The sequence below is a fragment of the Priestia sp. SIMBA_032 genome (assembly GCF_046535215.1).
GTDB lineage: Bacteria > Bacillota > Bacilli > Bacillales > Bacillaceae_H > Priestia > Priestia aryabhattai.
The window spans coordinates 47,514-71,907 of sequence record NZ_JAWRXD010000004.1 but is presented as its reverse complement, the minus strand read 5'-3'; the positions used below and the strand labels follow the sequence as shown (position 1 = coordinate 71,907).

The window sequence follows — 24,394 nt, the reverse complement described above, 5'->3', positions numbered from 1 at the left end:
GAAACAGTGAGTAATCATTCGGTAGAGACGCTGCTTGAAAAAGTAGTTCAGCAGGAAAAAGAACTAATCTTTCATCAATTTACAAATGACCAGGCGTTACGGATCGGCACGGCCATTATTAATGAATCAAAAAGCAAGGGTAAGGCAGTAACTGTAAGTATTAAACGAAATGGTCAAACACTTTTTCATCATGCGATGGAAGGGGCGATTCCGGATCATGAAGAATGGATTAAACGAAAATCAAATACTGTTCTTCGCCACCATCACAGCTCGTATTATATGAAGCTGTACTGCGAGTTAAAAGATCGTTCTTACGCGCAGTTTTATGCAGCGAACCCTCAGGAATTCGAAGCGGTAGGCGGGTCATTTCCGATTTCGGTTAAAAACGTCGGTGTAATTGGAAGCATTACCGTATCAGGCATGTCACAAGAAGAAGATCATGCACTGGTGACCGATACAATTCGTAGCTTTTTGCAATAAAAATAAGCGGACTTCATTGGAAGTCCGCTTATTTAATTAAAAGATGAGTGGCGATAAGGCGTGTGTTTTTTCTACATAAATAAAAGCATCATATCGTTTTGACAAGCGAGAAGGAACATAATTTCCGTATTGTTCAATCTCTGGGTCATATACAACACCAATGGCGCGGTGGCCTATCGTTGAATGAAAAAAATTTTGGTTTTCCTCTGTAAACATGAGATATTGATCAAAAGCACCTGCTCGGTGGATGGTATCTTCCCAGCTTCCTTCTATAGCTGGAGGAACGGTTAACTCCTGCTGAGGATTACCCCAGCTATCGGAAGCAATGACCGTGCCGTGATGAGTCCCGAATCCGACGGCGTAAACATGCTTCGGTCCGTATTCTTCACGGGTAAGCTGACCTACATTCACCATGCCGCTGCTTTTCATGTCCGTTGCTCTTGCATCTCCGATGTGAGTGTTATGCTCCCATACAATGCCTTTAGCGCTATCTTTGTAGTAAGCTTGAATATATTTTAAAGCTTCTACCATATGACGATCGCGAATATTCCACGATTCATTGTCGTTGGTAATCATCGTATGATAATAAGCTTCAGCATTGCTTGCTACCAGCGCATTTACCTGCATACTAAGCGCAGCCTCAGGCTCATGAGTATAGGTATCTTTTTTTTGCTGAATGGTTTGTAAAAGCTCTAAGATTTCTACCATGCAGTTTTTTCCGTAAAGAGCAGAAGAGATTCCGTACATCTGTGCTTCGCGATGAAAAGGTTCAAAGCATCCAAAGGCTTTTTTCGCTTTCTTTGCATCGGAAGCGTGGTTGTTTTCTAAGTACTCAATAATAGCTTCCATCGATTCCCACAGGCTGTATACATCTAAGCCGTAAAAACCTACTTTCGGCTGATGTGCTGGTAAGTTGTTGTTATAATCACGAAGCCATTCAATCAATTCTTTTATTTCTTGATTAGCCCACATCCATGAAGGCCAGCGGTTAAAAGATTTTAAGACATCTTCGGCATTCGCGTACTGAGTTGTATATCCTTTAATATAGCGATTAACTTCAAAACACGAAGGCCAGTCTCCTTCCACTGCTATAAAGGAAAAATCATGATGCTGAATTAATTCTTTCGTAATAGCTGCTCGAATTTTGTAAAATTCAGATGTACCGTGAGATGCTTCACCGAGAAGTACGTATTGAGCGCGGCTTGATTTGTTAATAAGCGGCAGTAAGTCATCGACATCAGCAAAAGGGATGGAATATTTTTTGATGGCTTCTATCATTTGATTGGCTTCTATCATTTGATTGGTTTTTAGCATATGATCACCTTGTTTTTAAGAAATGGATAGCAAGAGCTTCGTACAACAAGTCTTGCTACCAGTAAACGCGTTTTTATTTTTATGAATTACCTGCTAAAGTGCTTAATGGCAGAATCATTTAAAGAAAAATCTTCTTTAGTAAGCGCTGTTTGATTCTGTGTTTTGCATTCTTTAGTAGGGTGCTCTTCTTTTTTAGAAACAGCAGAAACTTCTTCGTTATTTTCATACGTGTGGTTTGTTGACATTATGTTTCACCTCTTATATCTAGTGTTTGAGGTACAGAAAATAAAATAAGAAGAAATATCAGGAATACCTTAAAAAGAAGTGTATCCTTTAAATTATTTGAACTCATGCAAAAAATTGTCTAAACTAAACACTGATACATAAATCAAGTGAGGAGAACGTGAAGAGTTTATGAAGTTGATTTCGTGGAACGTAAATGGCATTCGTGCGTGTGTGCGAAAAGGATTTTTAGATTATTTTCAAGAAGTGAATGCGGATGTATTTTGTATTCAAGAAACGAAGCTGCAGGAAGGACAAATTGATTTGCAGCTAGAAGGATATTATCAGTACTGGAATTACGCCGTGAAAAAAGGCTATTCCGGAACGGCTGTTTTTACAAAGCAGAAGCCTTTATCGGTTTCATACGGTGTGGATAAAGAATCAGAAGATGAAGGACGTATTATCACGCTTGAGTTTGAACAATGCTATGTAGTAAATGTGTATACGCCAAATTCTAAAAGAGACTTAGCGAGGCTTGAAGAAAGGCTTCAATGGGAAGATGATCTGCTCGTGTACTTAAAAAAATTAAATAGCCGTAAAGCGGTAGTTTTATGCGGAGACTTAAACGTAGCACACGAAGAAATTGACTTGCGTAATCCAAAGCCAAACCGAGGAAATTCTGGTTTTACCATAGAAGAGCGAGGGAAAATGACGACGCTTCTTGCTAGCGGATTTCTTGATACATTTCGTTATTTGTATCCGAATCAAGAAGGAGCCTATACGTGGTGGTCGTATATGAACAAAGTGAGAGAACGGAATATCGGATGGCGCATTGATTATTTTATCGTATCGGAGAGAATCAAAGATGTTATTCAAGAAGCTGCTATTCATCCGCATGTAATGGGAAGCGACCACTGTCCTGTGATGCTAGAATTAAATGTATCCCATCTATGATATCTTTCTATATAATAGAAGAAAAACGGAAAAAAGGTTGGTTCACGCGAACGGTTGCGGTATAGTAAACATATCGAAAAGTACAGAATGTTCTAGGAGATAAAGGGGGAGACAGAGGTGAAGCGAGACTCGCTGCAAACCATTGAGCACGAAATTGCGCTGCTTGTTCGTCTAACAACGACGCACAGTCCCAAGCTTGGAAGCTTGGACCGGTCTGAATATTTACTGTTAAGCGAGCTAGATCAGCGCAGTCCGCTCGGGATTAATGCATTAGCTGAAAATTTAAAGCTGAGCTTATCTACAGCTAGCCGGCAAGTATCTGCGCTTGAGACTAAACAGTTTGTTCGTCGCTTTCCAAGTCCAGAAAATGGGCGGATTAGTTTAATTGAAATGACGGATGCAGGGAAAGATATTTTGCAGCATGTACAAAGCAAGCGTAAACAAGCCTATGCTGAAGTGTTAGAAGATTGGTCGGAAGAAGAGATTTTAGTACTGGAAAAAAGCTTATCCCGCTTGAATCATAATTTTAAAAAATGGCGCAGCAATGGATGTTAAAGCGAATACATATAGATAAACAAAAAGGCTATTGAAAAATAGTCTTTTTAAGTTGAAACAAAGAAGTTGATTTCTTCATTAAAAGATGTATAATATGTAGTGCTGCTATAACTTGCATGATACAACTTGTACAATAAAATATGTAAGGAATTGTTAGTCATATGAAAAGAATTTAATAAAAGGAGGAATAAATATGAGTCAGAATAATCCAGCAGTAGCCTCCGACAAACAAGGTTTAAGCGTACCTAAATACTTAATTATGGCGATTTTAACGCTATTTTCAATTGGCCCTCAGTATTTTTTGAATTTATCTTACACGGTCAATCAAGTATTGATTCAAAATCGATTTGATGCGAGTACACAAAGCTTACTATTGCCATCTATTATTTCTAACTTGGCATTTGGACTTGGGGTACCAATTGGTCCGATGCTTGCGAAAAAATATGGCGTACGTAAAGCATACTTAACGTTCGTTTTAGTCTTTTTAGCAGGTTCGATTATCAACGTTTTTTCTGAAAATGTGGCATTTTTATCCCTTGGTCGTCTGATTCAAGGCTTAAGCTCAGGAATGCTGTTTTTAACCATTATTCCAGCTGCGCTGATCTCGTTTCCGAATAAAATCCGAAACTTCTTTTTAGTGTTAGCGATCGGCGGACTGTTCGGTTCAACGGCGATTGGAGCCTTTTTAGGTGCTGTATCTCTTAGCATGGATAATTGGCGCTGGGTGTTTGTTTTAGGAATACTTGCTTCTCTTGTCTGTCTGTTTATCGGATATAAGGTATTACCCGCTCATGATCCAACTCAGCAAGAAGAGCGTCCAGTGGATAAGAAAAGTATCTTTATTCTTAGCCTTCTTATGATTTTATTAGTTTATCCACTGTATGAACTAAGATACGAAGGATTTGCTTCTATCCAAGTGTGGCCGTTCTTATTGGCTGCAGCAGGGTTAGTTGTCATTTTTGTTTTAGTGGATTTAGCGGCTGAAAATCCGTTAGTACCATTAAAATCGCTGCTAGCTGTAAAACCAGTTGCGGGTACAATTATGGCCATTGGCGGTCATATGGCATACATCTTAGCAATCGCAGGTATTAATGGCGTCATGCAAAATGTGCAAAATGCATCGTACACTACGCTTTCTTATTTTTATTTGTACTTCTTTATTGGGGTACTGATTTCAGCATTTGCGACGACATTCTTGTATGACAAGTTTGGCCCAGGCTACCTTGGAGCGATTGGATCACTTCTTATTGTCATTGTGGGATTTAGCTGGGTGAACGTATCAGCTGATACATCACTAGTGAGCTTGTATGTTCACATTATGCTCTTTGGTATGGGTGTTAGTATGGCACTGGTATCTGGCGCGCTAGGAGCGGCACTAGCCGGAGATTTACATCAAGCTTCCATGCGTTCGATTTCACTGCACTCCATTCGAAATTTACTAGGAGCCATCGTAGCACCTGTAATAGGATGGTTTGTTGTTCGACAAAACGCGATTTATTATGAAGATTTTCGAGGACAAATTAGCTCAGTAGATCCTCAGGTGAAGCTGCAGCTGTCTGAAATGATCAAACGCTATATGGGTATGGGAATGAGTCAAGCGGACGCAAAGACATCGGCAGTGACGGCTGTTGTAGCAGGCGCTAAAAAAGCGTCGATTTTACATGCGTATCATAACTTATTTTTCATGCTTGGTATTTTAGGCGTAATTATGCTCATTGCTTCACTAAGTAAAGCGTGGAGCGGTAAAAATAGAATTCTTGTTCAAAAAGAAGAGGTGCAAGAAAAAGCTGAGCCGCAAGAAGAAAGAAAAATGCTGCCGGCACCTCAAACAGAAGAAACATCTGTATAATATACTAACTATAGAAAGAAGGAATTCCGATGAGTAAAAGTCGTTTATTGGTTACTAACATTGTTGGAATCATTGTGATTTTATTACTAGTAGGTTTTGGTGGATATTATTTCTACGAAAAAGCAAATTACGTTAAAACCGATGAAGCGCAGGTAGAAGCACCGCTTTCACAAGTTATGGCTTCAGCTAACGGTCAGTTGAGCGAATGGAATGCAAAAGAAGGAGATAGCGTTTCTCAAGGTGACTCTGTTGGAAGCTTAAAAGAAGGCGACAAATCAACAGACGTAACGTCTATGATTGACGGAACAATCATTAAAAACAACGCATCTCAAAATCAATTAGTAAAAGCTGGCGATGTGTTAGCACAAACAGCTGATTTATCTAAAATCTATATCACAGCAAACATTAAAGAAACAGACCTAGGTGATATCGAAGAAGGAGATAGCGTCGATATTACAGTGGACGGAGATTCAGGTAAAGTCTTTAAAGGTCATGTTGAAGCAATCGGCCGCGCAACAAACTCAGTGTCTTCTATGCTTCCTGCTCAAAATACAGGAAACTACACAAAAATAACGCAAAAAGTACCGGTGAAAATTTCAATCGATGATGCATCAGATAAAGTTCTTCCAGGTATGAACGCAGAAGTGAAAATTTCAATTTAATAACGGAAAAAAGCTGCTTCCTTCAAGGGAGCGGCTTTTTTTATGCCTAAACAAATAAAATAAAAAATGTGCTAAAAAGGGGATGTATACAAAGGAAATGTGTGGTAAGATACTTCTTGTTTGAAATTGGATATCGGTAAAGAAGGTGATGGGATGACCGCGGTCGAAACAAAAAAAGGGCCAAAAGAAAAGCTGAATTTGTTTTTCTTAACGTGGCCGATCTTTTTAGAAGTGTTTCTTTTTATGTTAATGGGGATTGCTGATACCTTTATGCTAAGTGCGCTATCGGATGATGCCGTATCAGGAGTCGGAGCAGCCAATCAATACCTTCACATTGCGATTTTGGTATTAGAGGTCATTGGTAACGGGGCGGCAATTGTTGTCTCTCAGTATTTAGGATCAAAACGGTATATGGAAGCGTCAAAGATTTCTGCTTTGGCCGTTACGTTAAATTTAGGAGTCGGGCTAGTCATTAGCGCGGGTTTTCTTTTGTTTTCAAGGCATATGATGGAAGCGATGAACTTACAAGGTGATGTGCTGATGTATGCACAAAGCTATTTATCCATCGTCGGAGGAGCTATTTTTCTTCAAGCGATTATTAACTCTCTTGCAGCGATTATTCGCGTACATGGCTTTACGAAGCAGGCAATGTTTGTTTCACTTGGAATGAACATTTTTCATATTGCAGGAAACTATGCTTTAATCTTCGGAAAGTTCGGCTTTCCGGAAATGGGCGTGCAAGGAGCAGCGATTTCATCTGCGTTCAGCCGATTCGTTGCCCTTATTGTGTTCTTTTGGCTGCTGTATCAAGTGATGGAATATAGAGTGAAATTTCAATACTACATTACGCTTTCAAAAGAATATATCGGTAAAATTTTAAAAATCGGTATTCCGTCGGCTTTTGAACAAGTGATGTATCAAGGCTGTCAAATTGTCTTTTTATACTATGCAACCTACCTAGGAGCAGAATCACTTGCTGCGAGACAGTACGCGATGAATATTTCAATGTTCATTTACTTATTTGCCATTGCAATTGGAATGGGTACAGCGATTATTGTCGGCCGTTTAGTAGGCGGAAACGAAAAAGATGAAGCGTACCATCGCGTATGGAAAAGCGTCAAATGGGCCAGTGCCGTAACGATGATGATGGTTGTTCTTGTGATGACATTCAGAACACAGCTGATCAGCGTGTTTACAGACAATCCGCATATCATTGAGCTTGGGGCGACAGTGCTGCTTCTGAGCATTGTGCTTGAAACGGGAAGAACGATGAACATTGTGCTGATTAACTCGCTGCGGGCAGCGGGAGATGCCAAATATCCGGTGTTAATTGGTGCGATGTCGATGGTCATGATGAGCTTGCCGCTCGGTTATTTCTTCGTTTTCCATTTAGACATGGGGCTCGCTGGCATTTGGCTTGCCATCGCAGCCGATGAATGGACGCGCGCAGTTATTATGTTTTTCCGCTGGAAAAGCCGAGCATGGGAAAACTACGGACTTATACAGCACGAACAAACAGCTGAAGAACCAACGCCGGTTCAAGTATAAAACAAAACCTCTGCAGGATGTGCAGAGGTTTTTTGCTGTGTAAAAAAACGAAGTGAAGTTGGTCTTTTTACGCAAAAAGCTTTAATTTGTGGGAAAAAACGGGTATGGGTACAAAGAAATGGTTTTATTCTACTTATTCTTTGTTTTAGATAACGGTATATGGTTGGATGACGTATTTAGACATGAGTCTTTTTTCTCTGATTTTCCATTTTTATCTCAATTCATAAAACTAGAAGCATAAAAAAGAGAGTTTTTTCCTATTTAGCTATAATGAGACAAATTTTATACTTATAATTATTGGATTGAACTTGAAATGTGCGGAACAGGAGGAACGATATGGGGTTAGGAAGCGTATTAGACGGACTGCTGGGTGAAGTATCTGGAAGAGTCTCAGATGTAGAAGGGAAAATTTCTAAGCTAAGAACGGCTAAAAGTAAAATTGAGCATGAACAAGCTGTTTCATTAAAAGAAATTGAACACATCAAAAAGCCTGAGCTGGGAGACAAATGGACGGGCACGTTATCGGATGATTTTGACGAAAAACGTACGGCAGCCTACGACAACATAAAAGGCATTTTAGACGGTGATTACGATGGATACATTCGTGAAATTGAAACAAAGATATGGGCGCTAGAAGCTGAAAAAGGAGCTTTGAGCGGCTTGAACGCCGTTATTGGAGAAGCGGATTCTTTATTAGCTAAAGGTGAAGAAGCCTATGACGCAGTAGAAAACAAGATTAGTGAAATTAGAAGGGGGCTGTTTTCATGACAATTAAGCTTGATCACGCTGACGTTATCAAAAAGCTTGAAGCAGTCAGCACAGCGATTGGAAATTTATCCATTAGCAAAATGCCTGACCTTGGAAAAAACAGCCTTGATACTACAGAGAAATGGGAAGCGCGCGAAGAAGAAATTCAAACGCTTATTTCTACTTATATAAAAGCACTAAACAAAAACGTAAAAGATACAAAATCTAATGTAGACTTACTAAAAGAACAAGACGAATCTATTATCCATTCGTAGCAGCAAAGGGGGATGACTGTGGGAAAGGTATACGATGCAAAAGCACTGTTTGATGTAGCAAAAGACAGGGAAAAAGCCTACGATGAGTTACTCAGCCAGCTGGGTGAACTGAAAAAAGCGCTGCAGGGCGTAGCGGACTTAGAAGGCAGCTTAGAAGGAAAAGGCGCTGACAATATAAAATCTTTTTATAAGCAGCACGCCGATACGGCCGGACAGTGGGAAAACTTAATTAAAATGCAGCAAAGCTATTTTTCAACGCTTCACGTTAAAGCTGAAAAAGCAAAGCTATCAGGAAGCACGATTGTAGATGAATCATTTTTAGAAACAGAGCTAAAAAACGCCAATAGCAATGCTAAAGAAATGGTTGCGCAGCAGCACGAAGATCTGCAGAGTATTTTAAACGGCATCGATGATATCGTCTCTATTTCAGCGTTTTCAACGAGTGAGTTTAACGATAAAATAGAAGAAGCAGAGAAAAAACGCACCGATACAATTGAAGCAGTGAACCAGCTAGACGCTGAATGGTCAAAAGAATACAGCGAAATGGACGACTTCTATGCGGTAGTGGATACGCTAGTAAGCGGCTTAGAGCTTGCTACGAGTCAAGGAGGAAGTGTCTATCAGCTTGCCTTTGACGAAAAAGCCTATCACGACAGCGAGCTGTATAAAGTTCAAACAAAGCTAAACGACTATGCAACTTCATATGTTGACTATAACAAGCAGCAAGAAGAAGTATACGAGCTGGAAAAAAAGCAAGAAGAAGAAGCAAACAAGCCGTGGTATGAAAAAACGTGGGACGCGGTTTCTACCTTTACAGGAGAGGTCAGCGGATATTATGATTATAAACGAGCAGCAGAAGGCGTAGACCCTGTTACGGGTGAAAAACTTTCCACCTCACAGCGCGTCGCAGCGGGAGCCATGGCAGCAGCCGGCTTCATTCCGGTTGTCGGCTGGGTAGGAAGAGCCGCAAAAGGCGGAAAAGCCATCTACAAAACGGCTAAAGGTCTAAGCGCAGCGGATCACGCCTTAGACGCCTACAAATCCGCCAAATCCTTCAAAGTCCTGGAGCAAACCGAAAAAGGCCTCTACGGTCTTGTGGCTGCAAACGGGCTAGGAGAATATATGACCGGACGCGACATGTTCGGGAATAAAATCAGTGAAGAACAGCGTAAAGCAAGTCTTCTGCAAGCATTAGGAATTGCTGGAGCTGGGGCGCTTTCTACGAAGGTAGCGGGGAAAATGGGACAAAGCCTTGCGACCAAAGGAACCGAAAAGCTCAACAACATGCGCAACACGCTTCGCACAAGCGCCGTTGCCAACGTCACAAAGCAAGCCTACCAAAGCGTCAAAAACGCACCGGCCTCTTGGACACAGTCGCTACATAAAACGTATAACAACATCCTAGACAGCAGTATACCAAGACTCATGCCAGAACTTGTGCCGGCTGGTCCAGCACTTGCCCAGCAGACGGTGAGGGAGACCTTGCAAAATGTGAAGAAACAGACGATGCAGATGATTGAAAAGCCTGTAAAAGCAGAGCGTGTGAGTGAACGTCAAATTCAACAGGATACGGGTGAAGTCAAGCATTTAGATAATATACCTAGAACAAAAGAAATTGAAGTGAAATTTAACTACAAAACTAAATTCGATTCAGAAGAATTTGCAAGACAGTTAAAGGATCAAGAAAAAGGTATGAATGAATTAACCGTACATGAATACCAGGAAAATCGAGAGCGATTTAATGATAAAGGTAGAGCGAAAGAAGGGAATGCAGCTCAAAAAATTGCTCGACAAAAAGCTTATGCACAAAAGGTAAATGAACTTCAAGGCGAAGGAATAACGTTATCGCAAGCAAAGAAAAAAGCTCAGGAATGGTTAGATACTCAAGCAGCACTTCATAACCCTGACCAGATAGCAGGTGGAAAAGCTGAAATAATAGGAGGAATGGGAGATAAGAGGGTTAATTTCTCTATAGGTAGTCAATGGAGGTCTAGAATCAAAATTGTTGATAAACAAATCGAGGAAATGGCAAACAACATGACAACAGAACAACTAAAAAATACGTATTTGAATGTAAAGTTAACACATTAAAGGAGGAGTTTAGATGGAGCAATATTTAAAAGATTTTAAGTTGCATAGTAAAGTTCCGAGTGAAATCATTGAAAAGTATAAAGAATTAGTACCAAATGAAGTAATAAATTTTTGGAGTAATTATGGATTTGGTACATTTATGCAAGGGTATTTTAAAAGCGTAAATCCAGAGGAATTTATAGAAATCTTGGAGGAGAGTTGTCCAAGATTTAAGGATTCAATCGTATTGTTTGCTACAGGTATGGGAGACTTGGTTATTTGGTCGGATGGATATGTTGGATTACTTAATTACAGGTATGGTATAGTAAAAATCATTATGTTTACATTTGAATTTTTCTTTCAAAATATTGCTGATTTAGAATTCAGGGATGAAGATTTATCTTGGCAGCCTTATCCCGAAGCGCTTAAACAATACAATGAGTTAGAGTATGATGAGTGTTTTGGTTATACACCTCTATTAGGGTTAGGTGGAGCAGAAAAAGTAGAGAACTTAAAAAAGGTCAAATTGAAGGAACATATTCTTATTATTACTGGTTTTATGGGGCCAGTAGAGGTATAAGGTTCGTTCAAATGAATTAGACTTACTACTTATTTTATATTTTACAAGCAAATATTATAATGAAACATGTTAACACATATATAAATAAATGAAAAACAAAATACATGTGAAGTGGATAGAAAAAATAATGGGGTATTTGAAAATAGATATTCTATGATGGTTGTACTATCATGGAGTAATGTGTGTAATGATAGAATAGAAAACGAAGTACGAGCTTAGGCGAAATGACATTTTACATGGCGGTGAATATAAACACATGGAATGAGCATGAAACTAACGAACTCGTACAAACTTGTAAGTTTTAAAGTAGTAGTTATCATGACATGTAAAGGGTATCATACTGTTACTACAAAACTTACAAATTTACGCTACTTAAAAAAAGATGAACTTAAAGCACTTGATTGTCACTTATGGCAACGAGTGCTTTTTTACATTTTAACCCAGAAGTATTATTGAGGAATTGTGTAACAATATTTTGTTGGGAAAATAGGTATACTTACTAGGCCGAATGGAATTTTAAATTCTAAAATTATTCGTTACATGGAGCATACCAAAACTTATGACTTATTTTATATAGCTAACTATAAAGCACTTGATTGTCTACAATAGGCAGCAAATGTTTTCTTTTATCTGAGGGTATATAATTTCAAAGGGTTTTTATTTTTCATTGTTTCAATTGAAGCTTAGTCGGATTAGCTAAAGGCCTAAGCCTTGCGACCAAAGGAACCGAAAAGCTCAACAACATGCGCAACACGCTTCGCACAAGCGCCGTTGCCAACGTCACAAAGCAAGCCTACCAAAGCGTCAAAAATGCACCGGCCTCTTGGGCACAGTCGCTACATAAAACGTATAACAACATCCTAGACAGCAGTATGCCAAGACTGGGGCCAGAGCTAGCACCTGCAGGTTCAGCACTTGCCCAGCAGACCGTGAGAGAGACCTTGCAGAACGCGAAGAAACAGACGATGCAGATGATTGGTAAGGTGACCTACGATCCTGTTCATAATCGCTATCGCAAAGCTGATGGAAGGTTTATGTCCAAGCGTGATGTGGAGAAGCTGGGTGATTCGGTTAAGGTAGAGACGGTTCGGAAAGTTGATAAGCCTGTAAAAGTAGAGCGTGTGAGTGAGCCTCAAATTCGAAAGAATACTAAGGGTACGGGTAATCGTTTAGCTGGAGAAAGTGAAGTTAAAACATTCGTGGGAAGAGGAGAACAGTATACAAATGGAAGAAAAAATAGATTAAAGCCTAATATAAGATATATAACAGGAGAGTATGACTACTTCTATGAAACAGATAATGCAGGTAGACTTGTGAAATTTGAAACAGAAAATTTACAATTAACAAACAGAGAAGAAAGATTACCACACAGTAAAAATACACCTGGTAAAGTTAAAGGGCAAGATCATGCAGGCCATTTGGCAGGTGATAGATTTGGTGGATCGCCTAAAATTGATAATCTAGTTTCACAGTTATCGGATGTTAATCTAAAACAATATAAAAAGATAGAAGAAGAATGGGCTACAGCCTTAAAAGAGACTCCTCCTAAAGAAGTAAAAGTTAATGTTGAAATTAAATACGAGGGAAATAATAAAAGGCCATCAGAATTTATCGTTGAATATGAGATAGACGGAAGATATGAGGGAATAAATATACTAAACTAGGAGTGAATATATTGGGAAAAGTATTTGAGGATTACTTTAGTGAATTGCAGGCGGATATGGTTTCGATATGTTTAGAGTATGTTTTCGATAGAGCAAATAAAATATATATATATTGTTCTTATGAAGAAGGTCTTATTTTAAATGATTTTTTTTATAATATCAATGGTAAAATTGTCGAGAGACATAAACTTAATGATGCATTGATCAATGTAGAGAATAAAGACGATTTTTCTTATGATACTTCTGTAGTCCGTCAAAAAGCAGTTGTTAAAATAATCAATGAAGATATTAAAGAAATGATTAAATTATGCAAAGAATACAATCGTGAAATGCCAACAGAGATTAAACTGGTTTACGATGTTAAAGCAAATAAATTAACCGCAGATTATAAGTATGAGCTTGTGCATACAATTGATTCTAATGAAACTGCAAGTTCCGTTGCTAGGCGGTGGTTTGAGCAAGTTAAGAGGGAACATATTTAATAATAAAATAGCTTTTTACTTATTAAGAACCCTTGATTGAGTGTCAGTTACTCGTTAAAGGGTTTCTTTTTATAAAAGGCAGTTTCGCTACTGAGAGAAGGCGTAAATTTTGAGGAGGCTCCTAAGGGTACGTTTGAAGTTGGGCAGAAGAGCCCAGCTAGAACCTTTAACAATACGTATGGAGAAAGACTTGCACAAATGCCGGTGAATAATGGAAAATAGAATGAAGAACGTGGTGACTCCACATTTGCTTATAAGAATGAGAGGGTCAATGAAACCCTAAGTGGAGTTTTTAAGGCAGGTAAAGTAAAAAAACAAGTAGAGGGTGGCAGCAATGAAGACCATTCAACATAAAATGTTTGGAGAATTAGCCTACTACCATGGTTGGAAGAGGGCTATGAACATTACCTTGTTTGGACATGAAAAGACTGTAACATTAAATATTGAAGCGGAAGATGATGCAGAATTTGAAGATGCACAGGTCAATGCTTATCATAAATTTTTTAATGACAAAGAACGTCTTTTGAACTTGGCTGAGGATGCTATATTGAACTATTATTTAGAAGTTTACGAAGATTACAGACAGCGGCTCGGTGAGAAATTCGCTGATAAGATGGCTCCTGTCATATCTACAAAGGACGAGATAGCTAATATTGTTGAACCTAAGCAACTGATATTTCCTATGGTCTTTGATGAAGATGTAAGACAAGTTGGTTTGTTACTTGAATGCACGTGGGAACCTGAGCATGGTCTTGCGGTAAAATTTGAGGATGAAGAAATAGTCGAGGTTGGTTTTCAAGATATTGTTTTATAATTTGGGGACTACCCAGTGCCGAATGGACCCAACGGTTTTTATGAGATAAAACTAATAAATAAGGTAGTGGTTAAAGAGTTCATTAATTATTTAAAGGATAGTAATACTTCGCTAAAAAAAGATGATATTATGAACTTTTTAAAAGGGTTACAATAGAATTTAAAGCACTTGATTGTCTACTTTAGGCAACAAGTGCTTTTTGTTTTTTGTGAGAAATTTATGCTTTGGACTACATAAAAAATGCTAATGAAAATCAATAGCTTATGATGGTTGTACCATCAAGGCATTATGTTTTAATACTTGGTTTGTGAAAATAATATAATAATTAGGCGATAAACAATGGATAAAGTAAAAGGGTGTTCGAACTCTGCTTTGGCTTAATAAATTATGAGTTGTATTTTTACTAGATACGGCCGTATAATACTCGCTATTCGTTAAAAAAGCGGTACATAAATTTTAATTTCGTAATGGGAGGCTGAAAAGTTAAACGTTGTTGGGTATACACAATTCTCAACTTAAGGACAGGTAAGTTGAAATATCAAAAAGACGAAATCAAAGTATACTGTAAGGAACAAGGCTTGAACTTGATACATATTGTTAGAGATTGAAGGAATAGAAGAGATGGCTAAAGATATGACGCCTGAACAACTCAAAAACACGTGTTTAAATGTAAAGCTTACATACTAGGGAGGAGCAAGAATTGAATATATACAATGATTTTCGGCAAATTGGAACAGTAGAAGAAGAAACCATTAATAAATATAAAGAGTATCTTCCAAAAGAATTGATTGAAGCGTGGAAAACATATGGATATGGAACTCTTCTGAATGGTTATTTAAAAGTAATTAATCCTGATGATTTTAGAGAGTTGATAACTGACACATATTTAAGAAATGAAGGGACCATTCCAATTTTTGCTACATCCATGGGTGATATTATATTATTTGAGGTGGATGAAAATAATGAGTCCTATGTAGTAATGGTTAACTATCGTAAGGCTAAAACGAAAGTGCTAGCTTCAAAATATTCTTTATTTATTAGATTTTTAGAGGAAGAACCATTTAGACAGAGATCATTAGAATGGTCACCTTATACAGAAGCAGTAGACCACTATGAGTTGCCAGCTTATGATGAGTGTTTTGGTTATACTCCATTATTAGGGCTTGGTGGAGCAGAAAAAGTAGAGAATTTAAAAAAAGTCAAATTGAAGGAACATATTCTTATTATTACTGAATTCATGGGACCAGTTCAGTAATGTTCAAGGCTATATTACAAAATGAACTATAAGCACTTGACTGCCTTTTAGGCAACAAGTGTTTTTTTGTGAGCAATTTTTTGTTTTTAAGTCATCCGATGTGAATGTGAAAAATATCAGAAAGTTAAAGAGAAATAAGGTTGGATTTTTAAAAAAATATTTCAAAAAAATAAGTGTTGACGTTAAAAACATTTATACTGAGAGTAATATGCAAACAAAGAAATTTATAGTTAAATATATTATTGATGGCAAGCATGGCCTTACAGCATTTTATTAGTGTTAAAGAAGTAAAAGTAGTATGAAAGAATTTGAAGATTTATTCAGGGAATTGCAGGCTGATATGATATCTAGTATGGAAGGAGGATATAGATGAAACCTAATTATTTTACGATTGCAATGTACCCAACAGTAGCTTTTAACGAAGAGGAGCTATTAGGTCGTCTTTTGGATGTGTTTGAGTCAAATGAAAAATTTGCTCCTACTCATTGGGGGAACGCTGAAACGGTACGGGTGGAATATAATCGTGAGGAAATTCTAGAAGAAGTAATTTCGGGACGTAAAGTATCTGAAGTTCATCTGTATCGTGATAAAACTGTGCACTATAGAGGACGCTTTGAAGTTAACTTGAACTATGGTTCATTTCTGAAATTTGAATTTCAAAAATCTATTCCTCAAAAATTTTGGTCAGATTTTTTTGTGCTATCTGATCAAATCGCAGAAGTTGCAAAACCTTGTTTTGGAGTAGCCCAAATTTGTTGGCCAGTACCTAATCCTTGGAATACTGAACGTGAACGTTTACAAAAGTGGATGAATATCTCATCTCTACCTATACCGGTTAGATTTCTTCCTAACGGTCCTTTGGGGGTAGGAGCTAGAACATATTTTAGTGGTCAGGTTTTGGAAATGTTTGATAAAGAATTCTTACTAAATACTCCCGCTGTCGTATCAGAATTAGAATGGGGCGGAGTTTGTATGGATCTTTTACAAAATCCATTAGAAGCTGATAGGGATACATGGCTAGATCGTTGGTTACATGTAATGAAATACTTAGAACCAGCTCAAGTAATAGCTGTGCCAAGTTTTCATGAAAGTCGAATGGTTGTCACGTATTCGCCCAATGTTGCTTGGAAGAAGTATCTAGAAAATTAAAGGAAAGGAATTTGTAATCATGGATGAGAAAAGTAATGATCGAATAAGGGTTATGGAAATAGTAAGTAGATCTCAATATAATGATGAGGTTATAGATCAGGTAGATATGAGTGATTTAGACCTTAGTTTTTCAGACCTGTCAGAAGTAATGGCAAGGCGTATTATGGCAAAACGTGTTGTGTTGAGAGCCTCTTCACTAATGAGAGCAGCGTTTCATGACTGCGATTTTGAGTTAGCTGATTTCAGAAGTTGTAATTTAGAGGAAATTAACATGGCAGATTGTAGGTTTGGCGAAGCGGATTTTTCTAAAGCAAATATGAAATATGCAAAGATAAATATAAGTAGTTGCTTTGAAACTCGTTTTGATGAGGCTGATTTTTCACATGGAGAATTAGTTGGAACAATTTTAAATCATGCTACATTTCGCCATGCAAATTTGTCAGGAATTGATGCGGAACAGGCCGACTGTACGGGAACGGATTTCAGCGGTGCCAATCTGACAAATAGTAAATTTGAAAAAGCGCATTTGGAAAATGTAAATTTATCAGCCGTAGATGCTAGAAATGCTAATTTCACAGAAGCGGATTTTACCGGAGCAATCCTTTTAAATGGGGATTTCACAGAAGCGGATTTTACTGGTGCTAAACTCGACAATGTAGTTTGGACAGGAGCAAATGTAGAAGGAGCTAAGTTTGACGAAAATGTGAAAGAACAAGTGTTGAAAATGATATAGAAGTTGATTTTAAATAGTATGTAAAATTGGCACACACGTTTTAATGTATGATTTGTTACAGCATGTAAAGGGTGTCACACTCTCACTATAGAACTTGAAACTAAAAGAAAGAATCTCTAGGGATGATATGGGTTGCAAAGTTATGGACTGAGATAATTTATAGAGGGAGGTTAATATTTATTTATGAATATAGAGATTAAAAATAATAGTATGCCTGCAAATTTTCAAGAGATTCAATCATTTGAAGAAGAGTGGAATATTGAATTGCCCGATGATTATAAAGAGTTTTTACTTAAAACCGATGGCGGCAACCCTACTATACGAAGGTTTCAAACCTTAGACAAAAAAATCACGTCATCTTTAACATCTATACTTCCATTTACTAAAGAAGTGCATAAAAATGTACAGAATGTATTTTTAGCTTTTCATAATAACCATATAATACCTGATAATTTTCTAATTATTGGCGAAGATCCAATTGATAACAAAATTTGCTTGTCATTATCAGGAGAAGATGCCGGAGCGGTTTATTATTGGAGCTTAGACATGGAAGACATCTACGAAGAAGAGTATGAACCTTCTAACACGCATTTTAGCCTTATTTCTTATAGCTTTGAAGATTTTATAAAAAGCCTAAAAGACAAATAACTCTAGAGGGCTGCTAAACTTATTTGTTTGTTAATTTTATTGGGAAACTTATAAAACCTACGTTCGTAAATAGGTATAAATTCTTTTATTCCTGAATTAATGAGATTAATTTGGGAATAAAAAATTTGCAAGAGTAAGTGGGAGAACCGATTGCATTTTCTAGGCAATCGGTGCTTTTATTAAACGCATTTGCGCATTTCAGTATTTATTTTCTATTTTATAAAAGTTACGGCTTATAAAATAGAATAGCGCCAAAATAGCTTATCGCAATCGCTAGTCATTGCAAGTATCTAAACAAATAAGGTGGGTCACTCTATGATGACTAAAGGAACGAAAAGATTTTTTAGGTAAGGTTAACTGGAATTCTTGAGAGTTAATCTAAGGAGTGAAAACAGCAAAATGAAAGAATATGAAGATAAGTTCAGTGAATTACAAGCTGATATGATATCTATATGTATGGAGTACGTTGAAGATAGAGCTGATAAAGTGTATGTTTATGCTTCTCGTGAAGAAGGAGTTACCTCAAGTGACTTTTTTTATTTGATTAATGGTAAATACGTAGAACCCCATAAATTGAATGATGCTTTGGAAGAGGCGGAGGAAAGCTACGATACATCCGCAGCACGAAATTTTATGGTATTAGATATTTTAAATGAGGATATCGGGAAAATTAAAGTATTGTGTCAAGAGCATCAAAGAGACATGCCTACTGAAATGAAATTAATCTATGATGTAAGAAACAGAAAATTTAAAGCTGAATACAAGTATGACTTAGTTTATACGCATGACGATATTAAAACAGCCAGTCATATTGCTGATGAGTGGTTTGAAGAAGTGAAAAATAATAAGCTTTAATTTCGTATTGATATGTGAGCTTAGTAGAATTCATTTTGGTTTGAATCAATAGATCATCACATTTGATATTCTTTTGAAGTTTTTTGGTATATAACGACTGATTATACAGATTGGTTGAATACAGATTACGGATTTGTAGCACAGAAAAAGATTTGAAAGTACAAATATTTAGATGAAGCACCAGCGGATGAAAAAACTAAAAGTTTACTAAATCAATATTTAAAAGAGTATCCAAATAATCCTATTTAAATACTGATTAAGGCTATACAAATGAAGAAGGCAGTAAACATAAATTGAAAATACAGGACTTAATAGCTGGACTTTAGAAGAATAGGGAGTGGGTAGAAATGATGCTTCAAGATAAATTAGATTTCTTAAATATGTATACATTAAGTAAGAAACTATCTGTAAGCTTAATAGAGTCTACTAACATCGATCATATCCAAAAGGATTTAATTCCTGATGAATGGAGAGAAATTTTTAAAGAGAAAAATAAATCTAGTAAGATAAGTAGGGTATTAGATATATGGAAAAGATATGTAAGTAATGAAATGAGCAACACCATATCTTTTTTAAAGGAATGTTTGATAGATGTTGAATTAATGGCTATTGGTGATCGGTATTCGATATTATATTCGGTGAAAAATGCCAGAGGGAAAATTTTATATTATGAAGGTCGAAATCCCAAAGAGTACTTTAATAACGAACAGCTTGAAGAAGATTGGAGTGAAATTCCAGATAAAATTAGAAACTTTTATGAAAATGTTCATAGTGGGTTTTACTACTATCCAAGTAAGTCAATGGGGTTAGAGTCCCTAGAAAATATTACGTATTTAGACGATTATGAATGGGACATTGTTGATGAAATTGGAGAACATAATTTAAAAATTGACTTCGCATCTTCATATGGGTTTTTCAGTAATGGAATGGGAACTTATGTAGTAGTGGATTATAAAAACAGTTTCGGTGACAACGCTACTTTGTGGTCTTCAAAAGAAGAGCCAGAGTATAATTTAAACTTTTGGAATGTAGTAGATGAATGGATGGTTATAGGATTTGAATAAGTATATAAACGTAGAGAAAGAAAGTAACAAGGAGTGAAAAAATATGAAAGATGAAAAAAGTAGTTTTTAATAAAACCATTCATAATTGGATAATCTGAGATAGCGTATTTTTGGCGAAAGGAGAAAAAAGTGAAAATTAAACGAGACACTGTAGTCAAGCCGTTACCTTCAGCGGAATTAATAAAAAAACATGAAAAATTTTGGAGGCTTACATTACCAAATTCTTTTTTAAATTTTATCAAAGAAAATAATGGAGTAAAGGTTGAGGGCGCGACATTTGAGTGTAACAACCGTGGTTATGCTGTAGAAAGATTTTTGTGTATAGTAGATGATATCGAGAATCATCCAAAAGGGATTTATGACATAGATGTTGTATTTTCACAAATAGGTGAAAGGTTAACTGATAACGAAGACTTATTAGGAGCAGAGGTATTGCCAATAGCTAGTGTATTTGCGGGTGACTTTGTATGCTTAGATTTTAGAACAGATAAAAATAATCCATCTGTTTGTATATGGTCTCATGAAGAATCCGGTGAGTTTGAGCCTGTTACATATAATGTGGCAGATAACTTTACTGAATTTTTAAATGGTTTATATGAACCTAAATGACTAAAAAATGAAATGTTTATAACATATGAATAGAAAGCATTTGATATTCTATATGAGTATTAAATGCTTTTATTTGTCTAAGAACATATCATTTCAAGCGTCTTAAATTGTAATCAACTAGAACACCTAGCTTGAGAGCAAGAGACGTAAATAGGAAATGTAGAGGAGAGGTCAAAAAATGATTAACTACGGAGAGCTTTATTACGATCATTACAGTAAGTATCTAGGTGAGCCAATAGACCGAGAAATTTATCGGAATAATGAAGAGCTTCCTAGTATACAAATTTTAAAATATGAAAATGTCTTTGAAGAATGTTTCGTTTTTAATACATTAGGATTAAGTAACTATGAAGAAGTTTTAAGAGATAATATGGAAATTTCAATGGTAGTGGATAAAGCATTCAATAGCACAGGATATATCTTAGCTAATGTGTTATTTTACTGTCTCGGTAATGAAATAGAAATAGGGCGTGGAACAGCGGTTAGCGGTATTGAAAGTATTGAAAAGTCATTTTATCAAAAATACGATAAAAATGCCGTTTATTTTACTGAACCGTTTGCTTTTCCCGAAGAATATCATGAGCTAGATACTGAGAGCACACAACAAATGGGTAAAGTTTTGTTAGGTTTCTTTATTTCTCAGGCTGAATATGACTTTTTTATAACATACGGAGCGGAAAAGTTTGAAGAGTTGTTAGAAGAAAGCGATGTAGATCCTTTTAATGTTAATAGAAAGTCTGTAACTTGATAGCTGGTACTTACTGAAAACTATAATTGTAAAACACTTAGCTGTCTATATAAGGGCGTCACTGCAAAATACGAAGCAGTAAGTGATACAGATGGTTTTGCGGGTGACCTATAATCCACCTCGTAATCGATTACAAACATAACTGATACTAATTCATTTAAAGAATGTACAGGATTTGACTCCGCGGGGAATTTAATATGTTTTGATTACAAAGGGCATGAAGATAATCCAATTGTAGTTTTTGGGGAACGTGAAAACGCTTGGTAAAAAGAAATGTTAATCGAGGAAGAGGGTTTAACGGAAGAGCAGGCGGAAGAGCGTGAAAGAGAAAATGTATTTTATGTTGCACTAACATTTACTGAATTTCTTGATAAGTTACATGACTAAAGATTACATCAGCAAGTGACCGTGAATGTTTTGATGACTGAGTAGGAGGAGTTGTACATATGGATACCATTAGTTTAGTAGTTTTTAATGACTCAAATGTTAATAAATATATTCCTTTATTAAGACAAAAAACACTTAAATCTATAAGCGACATAAAACAAAATATCAGTATGAGAATCCCTGTGATTGTATGTGATTATTATGATGCAGAAACCTTGGAAGGTTTAGTAGCGTCTGCTGAAGAGTTACTTTTAATGGGAGCAAGTATTAAGGTTTATGAAGATGAAGAAGAGATCACACTTAATATGGTGAAAAATTTAATCAAAACGACAGAAGGCATTGCAAAAGATAGGGAAGAAATGGATAACTTAGTGCTTAATGAAGCAGAGGGAAATCATATGTCATTTGAAAATGAACTTCAAACACTTTATCGTAAAATTACTCAAAAGATAAGCGATATGATTCCTGTTGAATGGGGCAGCTTTTACTTTAATGGTGAAGTGAAAGATGGACAAGGTGGAGTATACTTCTTTTATAAAGTTGTAGGAGAAGAAAATGAATATCAATATTCACATTTAATACCTCGAACATATCAAGTCGAAAAAAAAGCGTACAATCATTCTCTTCATGAATTATTTCATTTAACGGTTCAATTGCAAAACGTATTTATGGAGAATCAACAAGAACCTTGGTATTCAGTTAGGATGATAGTAAATGATGAAACAAAATTAAAGGTGCACTTTAGTTATGTAAACTGGAACGACTCACTATTTGGCCCTTCAACTCGAATTAAGTATTTTGAGTACAAATATTTAAGTAGAGAATTGGCGGATGAAAAAGATAAAGAACAAATGATGAAAATGAAAAGATATGAAGAAGATTTTAACAGCAATAATCAATGAGTTATAGCATTTGAGTGTTTTTAAAAGGAGGCACGAACTTATGGATAAGGACGATATTCATTTTCTTCAACAGTTACTTAATAGCACAGATAAGGATTATATAATAAGTTATTTGTAGATGATAATGAAGGAGTTTGCATAGTGGACCGAAACCATAGTAAGAAATTGATAAGAAATGCCATTAAAACTGGCGATATCAACGCAGTGAAAAAACTAATAGGTGATGATATAGAGGTTTTAAATACTTTGACTGTATTTGGTACGTGGTTACATGTAGCGGTTAAAAAGGAGAACCTTCAAATCGTCCGATATTTAGTTGAAAAAGGAATTGACGTTAATGCGAAAGGCGGGACATTTGATGCTTCTGCGTTAAATCTAGCAGCTGGGTCCGGTAATTTAGAGATAGTAAAGTATTTAATAGAATCTGGAGCAGAACTAGATGTGAGCTTAGCGAAGAGAAATCCGCTGTTTGGAGCAATTTATGGGGGGCATCAAGAAGTAGTTAAATATTTAGTACAAAAAGGAATAGATGTGTCTATTAGATACACGGGAAAAAATATCAAAAATATGAATGCTTATGAATATGCAAGAGAGTTTGGGCAGACTGAGATTGCTGAATATTTAAAGCAAAGGATGACTGAAAATTAATAAGTATTTAAATGAGTATCCCAATAATCCCATTTAGCATAAATTCAGTATTTGTGCTTAAATTCCCATCTCATGAAGATACTAAATTAACCCTAAAGAATTGCATCAAGAGAGCATTTTACAAGCGTAGAATTAAAAGTTTATAAGTGAGGTGCACCATCATATGAAAGAATTTGAAGACCGATTCAGTGAACTCCAAGCTGATATGATATCAATTTGTATGGAATATATTAACGATAGAGCCGACAAAGTGTATATCTATGCTTCGTGTGAAGGAAACATTATCGCTAGTAAGTTTTTTTATCTTATTAACAATCAATATGTAAAATCTCATCAAGTGAACGACGCCTTAGAGGATGAGGACAAAAGATATGATACATCTCCGAAAAGAGGATTTATGGTATTAGATATTTTAAATGAAGATATTGAAAAAATTGAAGCGCTGTGTAAAGAAAATAACAGAGACATGCCAACGGAGATGAAATTAATTTATGATGTGAAGAGCGGCCACTTTACAGCGGAATACAATTACGAGTTGGTTTATACAAATGATGATGTTAAAACCGCTAGTTATAATGCTAATGAGTGGTTTGAAAAGGTGAAACGTAATAGGCTTTAATATTTTGCTAGGGCTTCTTAGGCAATTTAACAAGGCAGCAGGAGGAATGTTAGATGAACGAAGAAAAAGTGAATAAGCTATATCAAGACATAGGCAATATCGTAATAGAGACCATTCCGGAAGCGTGTTCTAAAGTTTATCTTTATGGTGAAGTTGTTGAGGGTGCCCAAACAGCGTACTTCTATTATTATCCTAATAACAGTGATGAAATTATATACAGTCATGACATTCCTGAAATTTTTGCTGTAAGTGAAGAAGACTATGTTAAATGATGGAAAAAATTATTAGGCTGTATCCAAGAATTGTGGAAAGTGTTTACCGGAAGTGAGAACCAAGAGCCATGGACCAACTTCACTTTAATTTTTAATCACAAAGAAACGTTTACGATTCAATTTAATTATGATGATCTTTCAGCCGCAGATTCCCATGCTAGGAAGACAATATGGAAATATGAATACCTTGGTATCTTGCCAAAAAGTAAGCTAGGACAAAAGCATCTAAAGAGATATCTCGAGGCTGTAAAAGATAGATAAAAAATGAACAGCTTATAGTGTAATTCAT

At 36.4% G+C, this 24,394-nt stretch carries 26 protein-coding genes and 3 pseudogenes; 27 read left to right on the top strand and 2 right to left on the bottom strand.

What is annotated here, in order from left to right; genetic code table 11:
* Nucleotides 1–6: 6 nt before the first annotated feature.
* A complete protein-coding gene (locus tag SB717_RS14545) occupies nucleotides 7–480 on the top strand; it encodes a heme-degrading domain-containing protein (RefSeq protein WP_410904026.1) in 474 nt (157 codons plus the stop codon).
* A 36-nt stretch (nucleotides 481–516) separates the two neighbouring features.
* Here SB717_RS14545 and SB717_RS14540 read toward each other — a convergent pair whose 3' ends face one another.
* Both SB717_RS14540 and SB717_RS14535 read right to left on the bottom strand, forming a co-directional pair.
* Complete coding sequence (locus SB717_RS14540) at nucleotides 517–1,776, bottom strand: erythromycin esterase family protein (RefSeq protein ID WP_410904264.1); 1,260 nt, start codon at nucleotides 1,774–1,776, stop codon at nucleotides 517–519.
* 104 nt (nucleotides 1,777–1,880) lie between these two features.
* On the bottom strand, nucleotides 1,881–2,039 hold the full coding sequence (locus tag SB717_RS14535) for a hypothetical protein (RefSeq protein ID WP_410904025.1): 159 nt from the start codon (nucleotides 2,037–2,039) through the stop codon (nucleotides 1,881–1,883).
* A gap of 169 nt (nucleotides 2,040–2,208) precedes the next feature.
* Here SB717_RS14535 and SB717_RS14530 point away from each other — a divergent pair, with 169 nt between their 5' ends.
* The 26 genes and pseudogenes from SB717_RS14530 to SB717_RS14405 all read left to right on the top strand — a co-directional run bounded on the left by SB717_RS14530 (nucleotide 2,209) and on the right by SB717_RS14405 (nucleotide 24,366).
* Complete coding sequence (locus SB717_RS14530) at nucleotides 2,209–2,970, top strand: exodeoxyribonuclease III (protein ID WP_074680730.1); 762 nt, start codon at nucleotides 2,209–2,211, stop codon at nucleotides 2,968–2,970.
* Nucleotides 2,971–3,087: 117 nt separating this feature from the next.
* Complete coding sequence (locus tag SB717_RS14525) at nucleotides 3,088–3,525, top strand: MarR family winged helix-turn-helix transcriptional regulator (RefSeq protein ID WP_074680732.1); 438 nt, start codon at nucleotides 3,088–3,090, stop codon at nucleotides 3,523–3,525.
* A gap of 193 nt (nucleotides 3,526–3,718) precedes the next feature.
* A complete protein-coding gene (locus tag SB717_RS14520; RefSeq protein WP_410904024.1) occupies nucleotides 3,719–5,374 on the top strand; it encodes an MFS transporter in 1,656 nt (551 codons plus the stop codon).
* A gap of 29 nt (nucleotides 5,375–5,403) precedes the next feature.
* Complete coding sequence (locus SB717_RS14515; RefSeq protein ID WP_410904023.1) at nucleotides 5,404–6,036, top strand: HlyD family secretion protein; 633 nt, start codon at nucleotides 5,404–5,406, stop codon at nucleotides 6,034–6,036.
* 153 nt (nucleotides 6,037–6,189) lie between these two features.
* A complete protein-coding gene (locus tag SB717_RS14510; protein ID WP_014459767.1) occupies nucleotides 6,190–7,584 on the top strand; it encodes an MATE family efflux transporter in 1,395 nt (464 codons plus the stop codon).
* Between the two features lie 336 nt (nucleotides 7,585–7,920).
* Nucleotides 7,921–8,352, top strand: coding sequence for a YwqH-like family protein (locus SB717_RS14505; RefSeq protein WP_013057382.1), 432 nt, complete (start codon nucleotides 7,921–7,923; stop codon nucleotides 8,350–8,352).
* Nucleotides 8,349–8,606 carry a YwqI/YxiC family protein gene (locus tag SB717_RS14500; RefSeq protein ID WP_013083474.1) on the top strand — a complete coding sequence of 86 codons (258 nt, stop codon included), beginning with the start codon at nucleotides 8,349–8,351 and terminating at the stop codon, nucleotides 8,604–8,606. Before SB717_RS14505 ends, SB717_RS14500 begins: the two co-directional genes overlap by 4 nt.
* A 12-nt stretch (nucleotides 8,607–8,618) precedes the next feature.
* A pseudogene (locus tag SB717_RS14495) lies at nucleotides 8,619–9,593 on the top strand (T7SS effector LXG polymorphic toxin); the annotation flags it as partial.
* A gap of 633 nt (nucleotides 9,594–10,226) precedes the next feature.
* Nucleotides 10,227–10,697 carry a polymorphic toxin type 15 domain-containing protein gene (locus SB717_RS14490; RefSeq protein ID WP_028413060.1) on the top strand — a complete coding sequence of 157 codons (471 nt, stop codon included), beginning with the start codon at nucleotides 10,227–10,229 and terminating at the stop codon, nucleotides 10,695–10,697.
* A gap of 13 nt (nucleotides 10,698–10,710) precedes the next feature.
* A complete protein-coding gene (locus SB717_RS14485; protein ID WP_098600023.1) occupies nucleotides 10,711–11,256 on the top strand; it encodes a T6SS immunity protein Tdi1 domain-containing protein in 546 nt (181 codons plus the stop codon).
* Nucleotides 11,257–11,999: 743 nt separating this feature from the next.
* On the top strand, nucleotides 12,000–12,920 hold the full coding sequence (locus SB717_RS14480; protein ID WP_410904022.1) for a DNA/RNA non-specific endonuclease: 921 nt from the start codon (nucleotides 12,000–12,002) through the stop codon (nucleotides 12,918–12,920).
* A gap of 56 nt (nucleotides 12,921–12,976) precedes the next feature.
* The gene (locus tag SB717_RS14475) at nucleotides 12,977–13,402 is read left to right on the top strand and encodes a DUF600 domain-containing protein (protein WP_410904263.1); all 426 of its coding nucleotides are present in this window, start codon (nucleotides 12,977–12,979) and stop codon (nucleotides 13,400–13,402) included.
* A 334-nt stretch (nucleotides 13,403–13,736) separates the two neighbouring features.
* Nucleotides 13,737–14,216, top strand: a complete 480-nt coding sequence (locus SB717_RS14470) for a DUF6985 domain-containing protein (protein WP_028408251.1) — start codon at nucleotides 13,737–13,739, stop codon at nucleotides 14,214–14,216.
* Between the two features lie 700 nt (nucleotides 14,217–14,916).
* Nucleotides 14,917–15,471, top strand: a complete 555-nt coding sequence (locus SB717_RS14465) for a T6SS immunity protein Tdi1 domain-containing protein (RefSeq protein WP_274862405.1) — start codon at nucleotides 14,917–14,919, stop codon at nucleotides 15,469–15,471.
* A 369-nt stretch (nucleotides 15,472–15,840) separates the two neighbouring features.
* Nucleotides 15,841–16,620, top strand: a complete 780-nt coding sequence (locus SB717_RS14460; RefSeq protein WP_410904021.1) for a hypothetical protein — start codon at nucleotides 15,841–15,843, stop codon at nucleotides 16,618–16,620.
* Between the two features lie 19 nt (nucleotides 16,621–16,639).
* Complete coding sequence (locus tag SB717_RS14455) at nucleotides 16,640–17,353, top strand: pentapeptide repeat-containing protein (RefSeq protein ID WP_410904020.1); 714 nt, start codon at nucleotides 16,640–16,642, stop codon at nucleotides 17,351–17,353.
* 183 nt (nucleotides 17,354–17,536) lie between these two features.
* Nucleotides 17,537–18,001 (top strand): SMI1/KNR4 family protein, encoded by a 465-nt coding sequence (locus SB717_RS14450; protein WP_098600018.1) that lies wholly within the window; start codon nucleotides 17,537–17,539, stop codon nucleotides 17,999–18,001.
* 399 nt (nucleotides 18,002–18,400) lie between these two features.
* On the top strand, nucleotides 18,401–18,856 hold the full coding sequence (locus SB717_RS14445; RefSeq protein WP_410904019.1) for a DUF600 domain-containing protein: 456 nt from the start codon (nucleotides 18,401–18,403) through the stop codon (nucleotides 18,854–18,856).
* A 347-nt stretch (nucleotides 18,857–19,203) separates the two neighbouring features.
* Nucleotides 19,204–19,920, top strand: a complete 717-nt coding sequence (locus tag SB717_RS14440) for an SMI1/KNR4 family protein (protein WP_410904018.1) — start codon at nucleotides 19,204–19,206, stop codon at nucleotides 19,918–19,920.
* Between the two features lie 129 nt (nucleotides 19,921–20,049).
* On the top strand, nucleotides 20,050–20,529 hold the full coding sequence (locus tag SB717_RS14435) for an SMI1/KNR4 family protein (protein WP_410904017.1): 480 nt from the start codon (nucleotides 20,050–20,052) through the stop codon (nucleotides 20,527–20,529).
* Nucleotides 20,530–20,707: 178 nt separating this feature from the next.
* On the top strand, nucleotides 20,708–21,277 hold the full coding sequence (locus tag SB717_RS14430; protein ID WP_410904016.1) for a suppressor of fused domain protein: 570 nt from the start codon (nucleotides 20,708–20,710) through the stop codon (nucleotides 21,275–21,277).
* A 174-nt stretch (nucleotides 21,278–21,451) separates the two neighbouring features.
* Nucleotides 21,452–21,664, top strand: a pseudogene (locus SB717_RS14425) (SMI1/KNR4 family protein); the annotation flags it as partial.
* Nucleotides 21,665–21,723: 59 nt separating this feature from the next.
* Nucleotides 21,724–22,566: an immunity protein YezG family protein gene (locus SB717_RS14420; RefSeq protein WP_410904015.1), complete on the top strand. Its 843-nt coding sequence runs from the start codon at nucleotides 21,724–21,726 to the stop codon at nucleotides 22,564–22,566.
* A gap of 141 nt (nucleotides 22,567–22,707) precedes the next feature.
* Entirely contained in the window at nucleotides 22,708–23,214 is a 507-nt protein-coding gene (locus SB717_RS14415) for an ankyrin repeat domain-containing protein (RefSeq protein ID WP_410904014.1), read from the top strand.
* Between the two features lie 163 nt (nucleotides 23,215–23,377).
* Nucleotides 23,378–23,833 carry a DUF600 domain-containing protein gene (locus tag SB717_RS14410; RefSeq protein WP_410904013.1) on the top strand — a complete coding sequence of 152 codons (456 nt, stop codon included), beginning with the start codon at nucleotides 23,378–23,380 and terminating at the stop codon, nucleotides 23,831–23,833.
* Nucleotides 23,834–23,886: 53 nt separating this feature from the next.
* Nucleotides 23,887–24,366: pseudogene (locus tag SB717_RS14405) on the top strand (antitoxin YezG family protein).
* Nucleotides 24,367–24,394: the final 28 nt, after the last annotated feature.

What these genes read in the sequence shown, in the direction of transcription:
- SB717_RS14530 (WP_074680730.1), top strand. Translation starts at nt 2,209, where the DNA reads ATGAAGTTGATTTCGTGGAACGTAAATGGCATTCGTGCGTGTGTGCGA.
- SB717_RS14510 (WP_014459767.1), top strand. Translation starts at nt 6,190, where the DNA reads ATGACCGCGGTCGAAACAAAAAAAGGGCCAAAAGAAAAGCTGAATTTG.
- SB717_RS14520 (WP_410904024.1), top strand. Translation starts at nt 3,719, where the DNA reads ATGAGTCAGAATAATCCAGCAGTAGCCTCCGACAAACAAGGTTTAAGC.
- SB717_RS14485 (WP_098600023.1), top strand. Translation starts at nt 10,711, where the DNA reads ATGGAGCAATATTTAAAAGATTTTAAGTTGCATAGTAAAGTTCCGAGT.
- SB717_RS14505 (WP_013057382.1), top strand. Translation starts at nt 7,921, where the DNA reads ATGGGGTTAGGAAGCGTATTAGACGGACTGCTGGGTGAAGTATCTGGA.
- SB717_RS14500 (WP_013083474.1), top strand. Translation starts at nt 8,349, where the DNA reads ATGACAATTAAGCTTGATCACGCTGACGTTATCAAAAAGCTTGAAGCA.
- SB717_RS14475 (WP_410904263.1), top strand. Translation starts at nt 12,977, where the DNA reads ATGGTTTCGATATGTTTAGAGTATGTTTTCGATAGAGCAAATAAAATA.
- SB717_RS14460 (WP_410904021.1), top strand. Translation starts at nt 15,841, where the DNA reads ATGAAACCTAATTATTTTACGATTGCAATGTACCCAACAGTAGCTTTT.
- SB717_RS14410 (WP_410904013.1), top strand. Translation starts at nt 23,378, where the DNA reads ATGAAAGAATTTGAAGACCGATTCAGTGAACTCCAAGCTGATATGATA.
- SB717_RS14430 (WP_410904016.1), top strand. Translation starts at nt 20,708, where the DNA reads ATGATTAACTACGGAGAGCTTTATTACGATCATTACAGTAAGTATCTA.
- SB717_RS14540 (WP_410904264.1), bottom strand. Translation starts at nt 1,776, where the DNA reads ATGATAGAAGCCAATCAAATGATAGAAGCCATCAAAAAATATTCCATC.
- SB717_RS14440 (WP_410904018.1), top strand. Translation starts at nt 19,204, where the DNA reads ATGATGCTTCAAGATAAATTAGATTTCTTAAATATGTATACATTAAGT.
- SB717_RS14445 (WP_410904019.1), top strand. Translation starts at nt 18,401, where the DNA reads ATGAAAGAATATGAAGATAAGTTCAGTGAATTACAAGCTGATATGATA.
- SB717_RS14515 (WP_410904023.1), top strand. Translation starts at nt 5,404, where the DNA reads ATGAGTAAAAGTCGTTTATTGGTTACTAACATTGTTGGAATCATTGTG.
- SB717_RS14455 (WP_410904020.1), top strand. Translation starts at nt 16,640, where the DNA reads ATGGATGAGAAAAGTAATGATCGAATAAGGGTTATGGAAATAGTAAGT.
- SB717_RS14535 (WP_410904025.1), bottom strand. Translation starts at nt 2,039, where the DNA reads ATGTCAACAAACCACACGTATGAAAATAACGAAGAAGTTTCTGCTGTT.
- SB717_RS14480 (WP_410904022.1), top strand. Translation starts at nt 12,000, where the DNA reads ATGCGCAACACGCTTCGCACAAGCGCCGTTGCCAACGTCACAAAGCAA.
- SB717_RS14420 (WP_410904015.1), top strand. Translation starts at nt 21,724, where the DNA reads ATGGATACCATTAGTTTAGTAGTTTTTAATGACTCAAATGTTAATAAA.
- SB717_RS14450 (WP_098600018.1), top strand. Translation starts at nt 17,537, where the DNA reads ATGAATATAGAGATTAAAAATAATAGTATGCCTGCAAATTTTCAAGAG.
- SB717_RS14470 (WP_028408251.1), top strand. Translation starts at nt 13,737, where the DNA reads ATGAAGACCATTCAACATAAAATGTTTGGAGAATTAGCCTACTACCAT.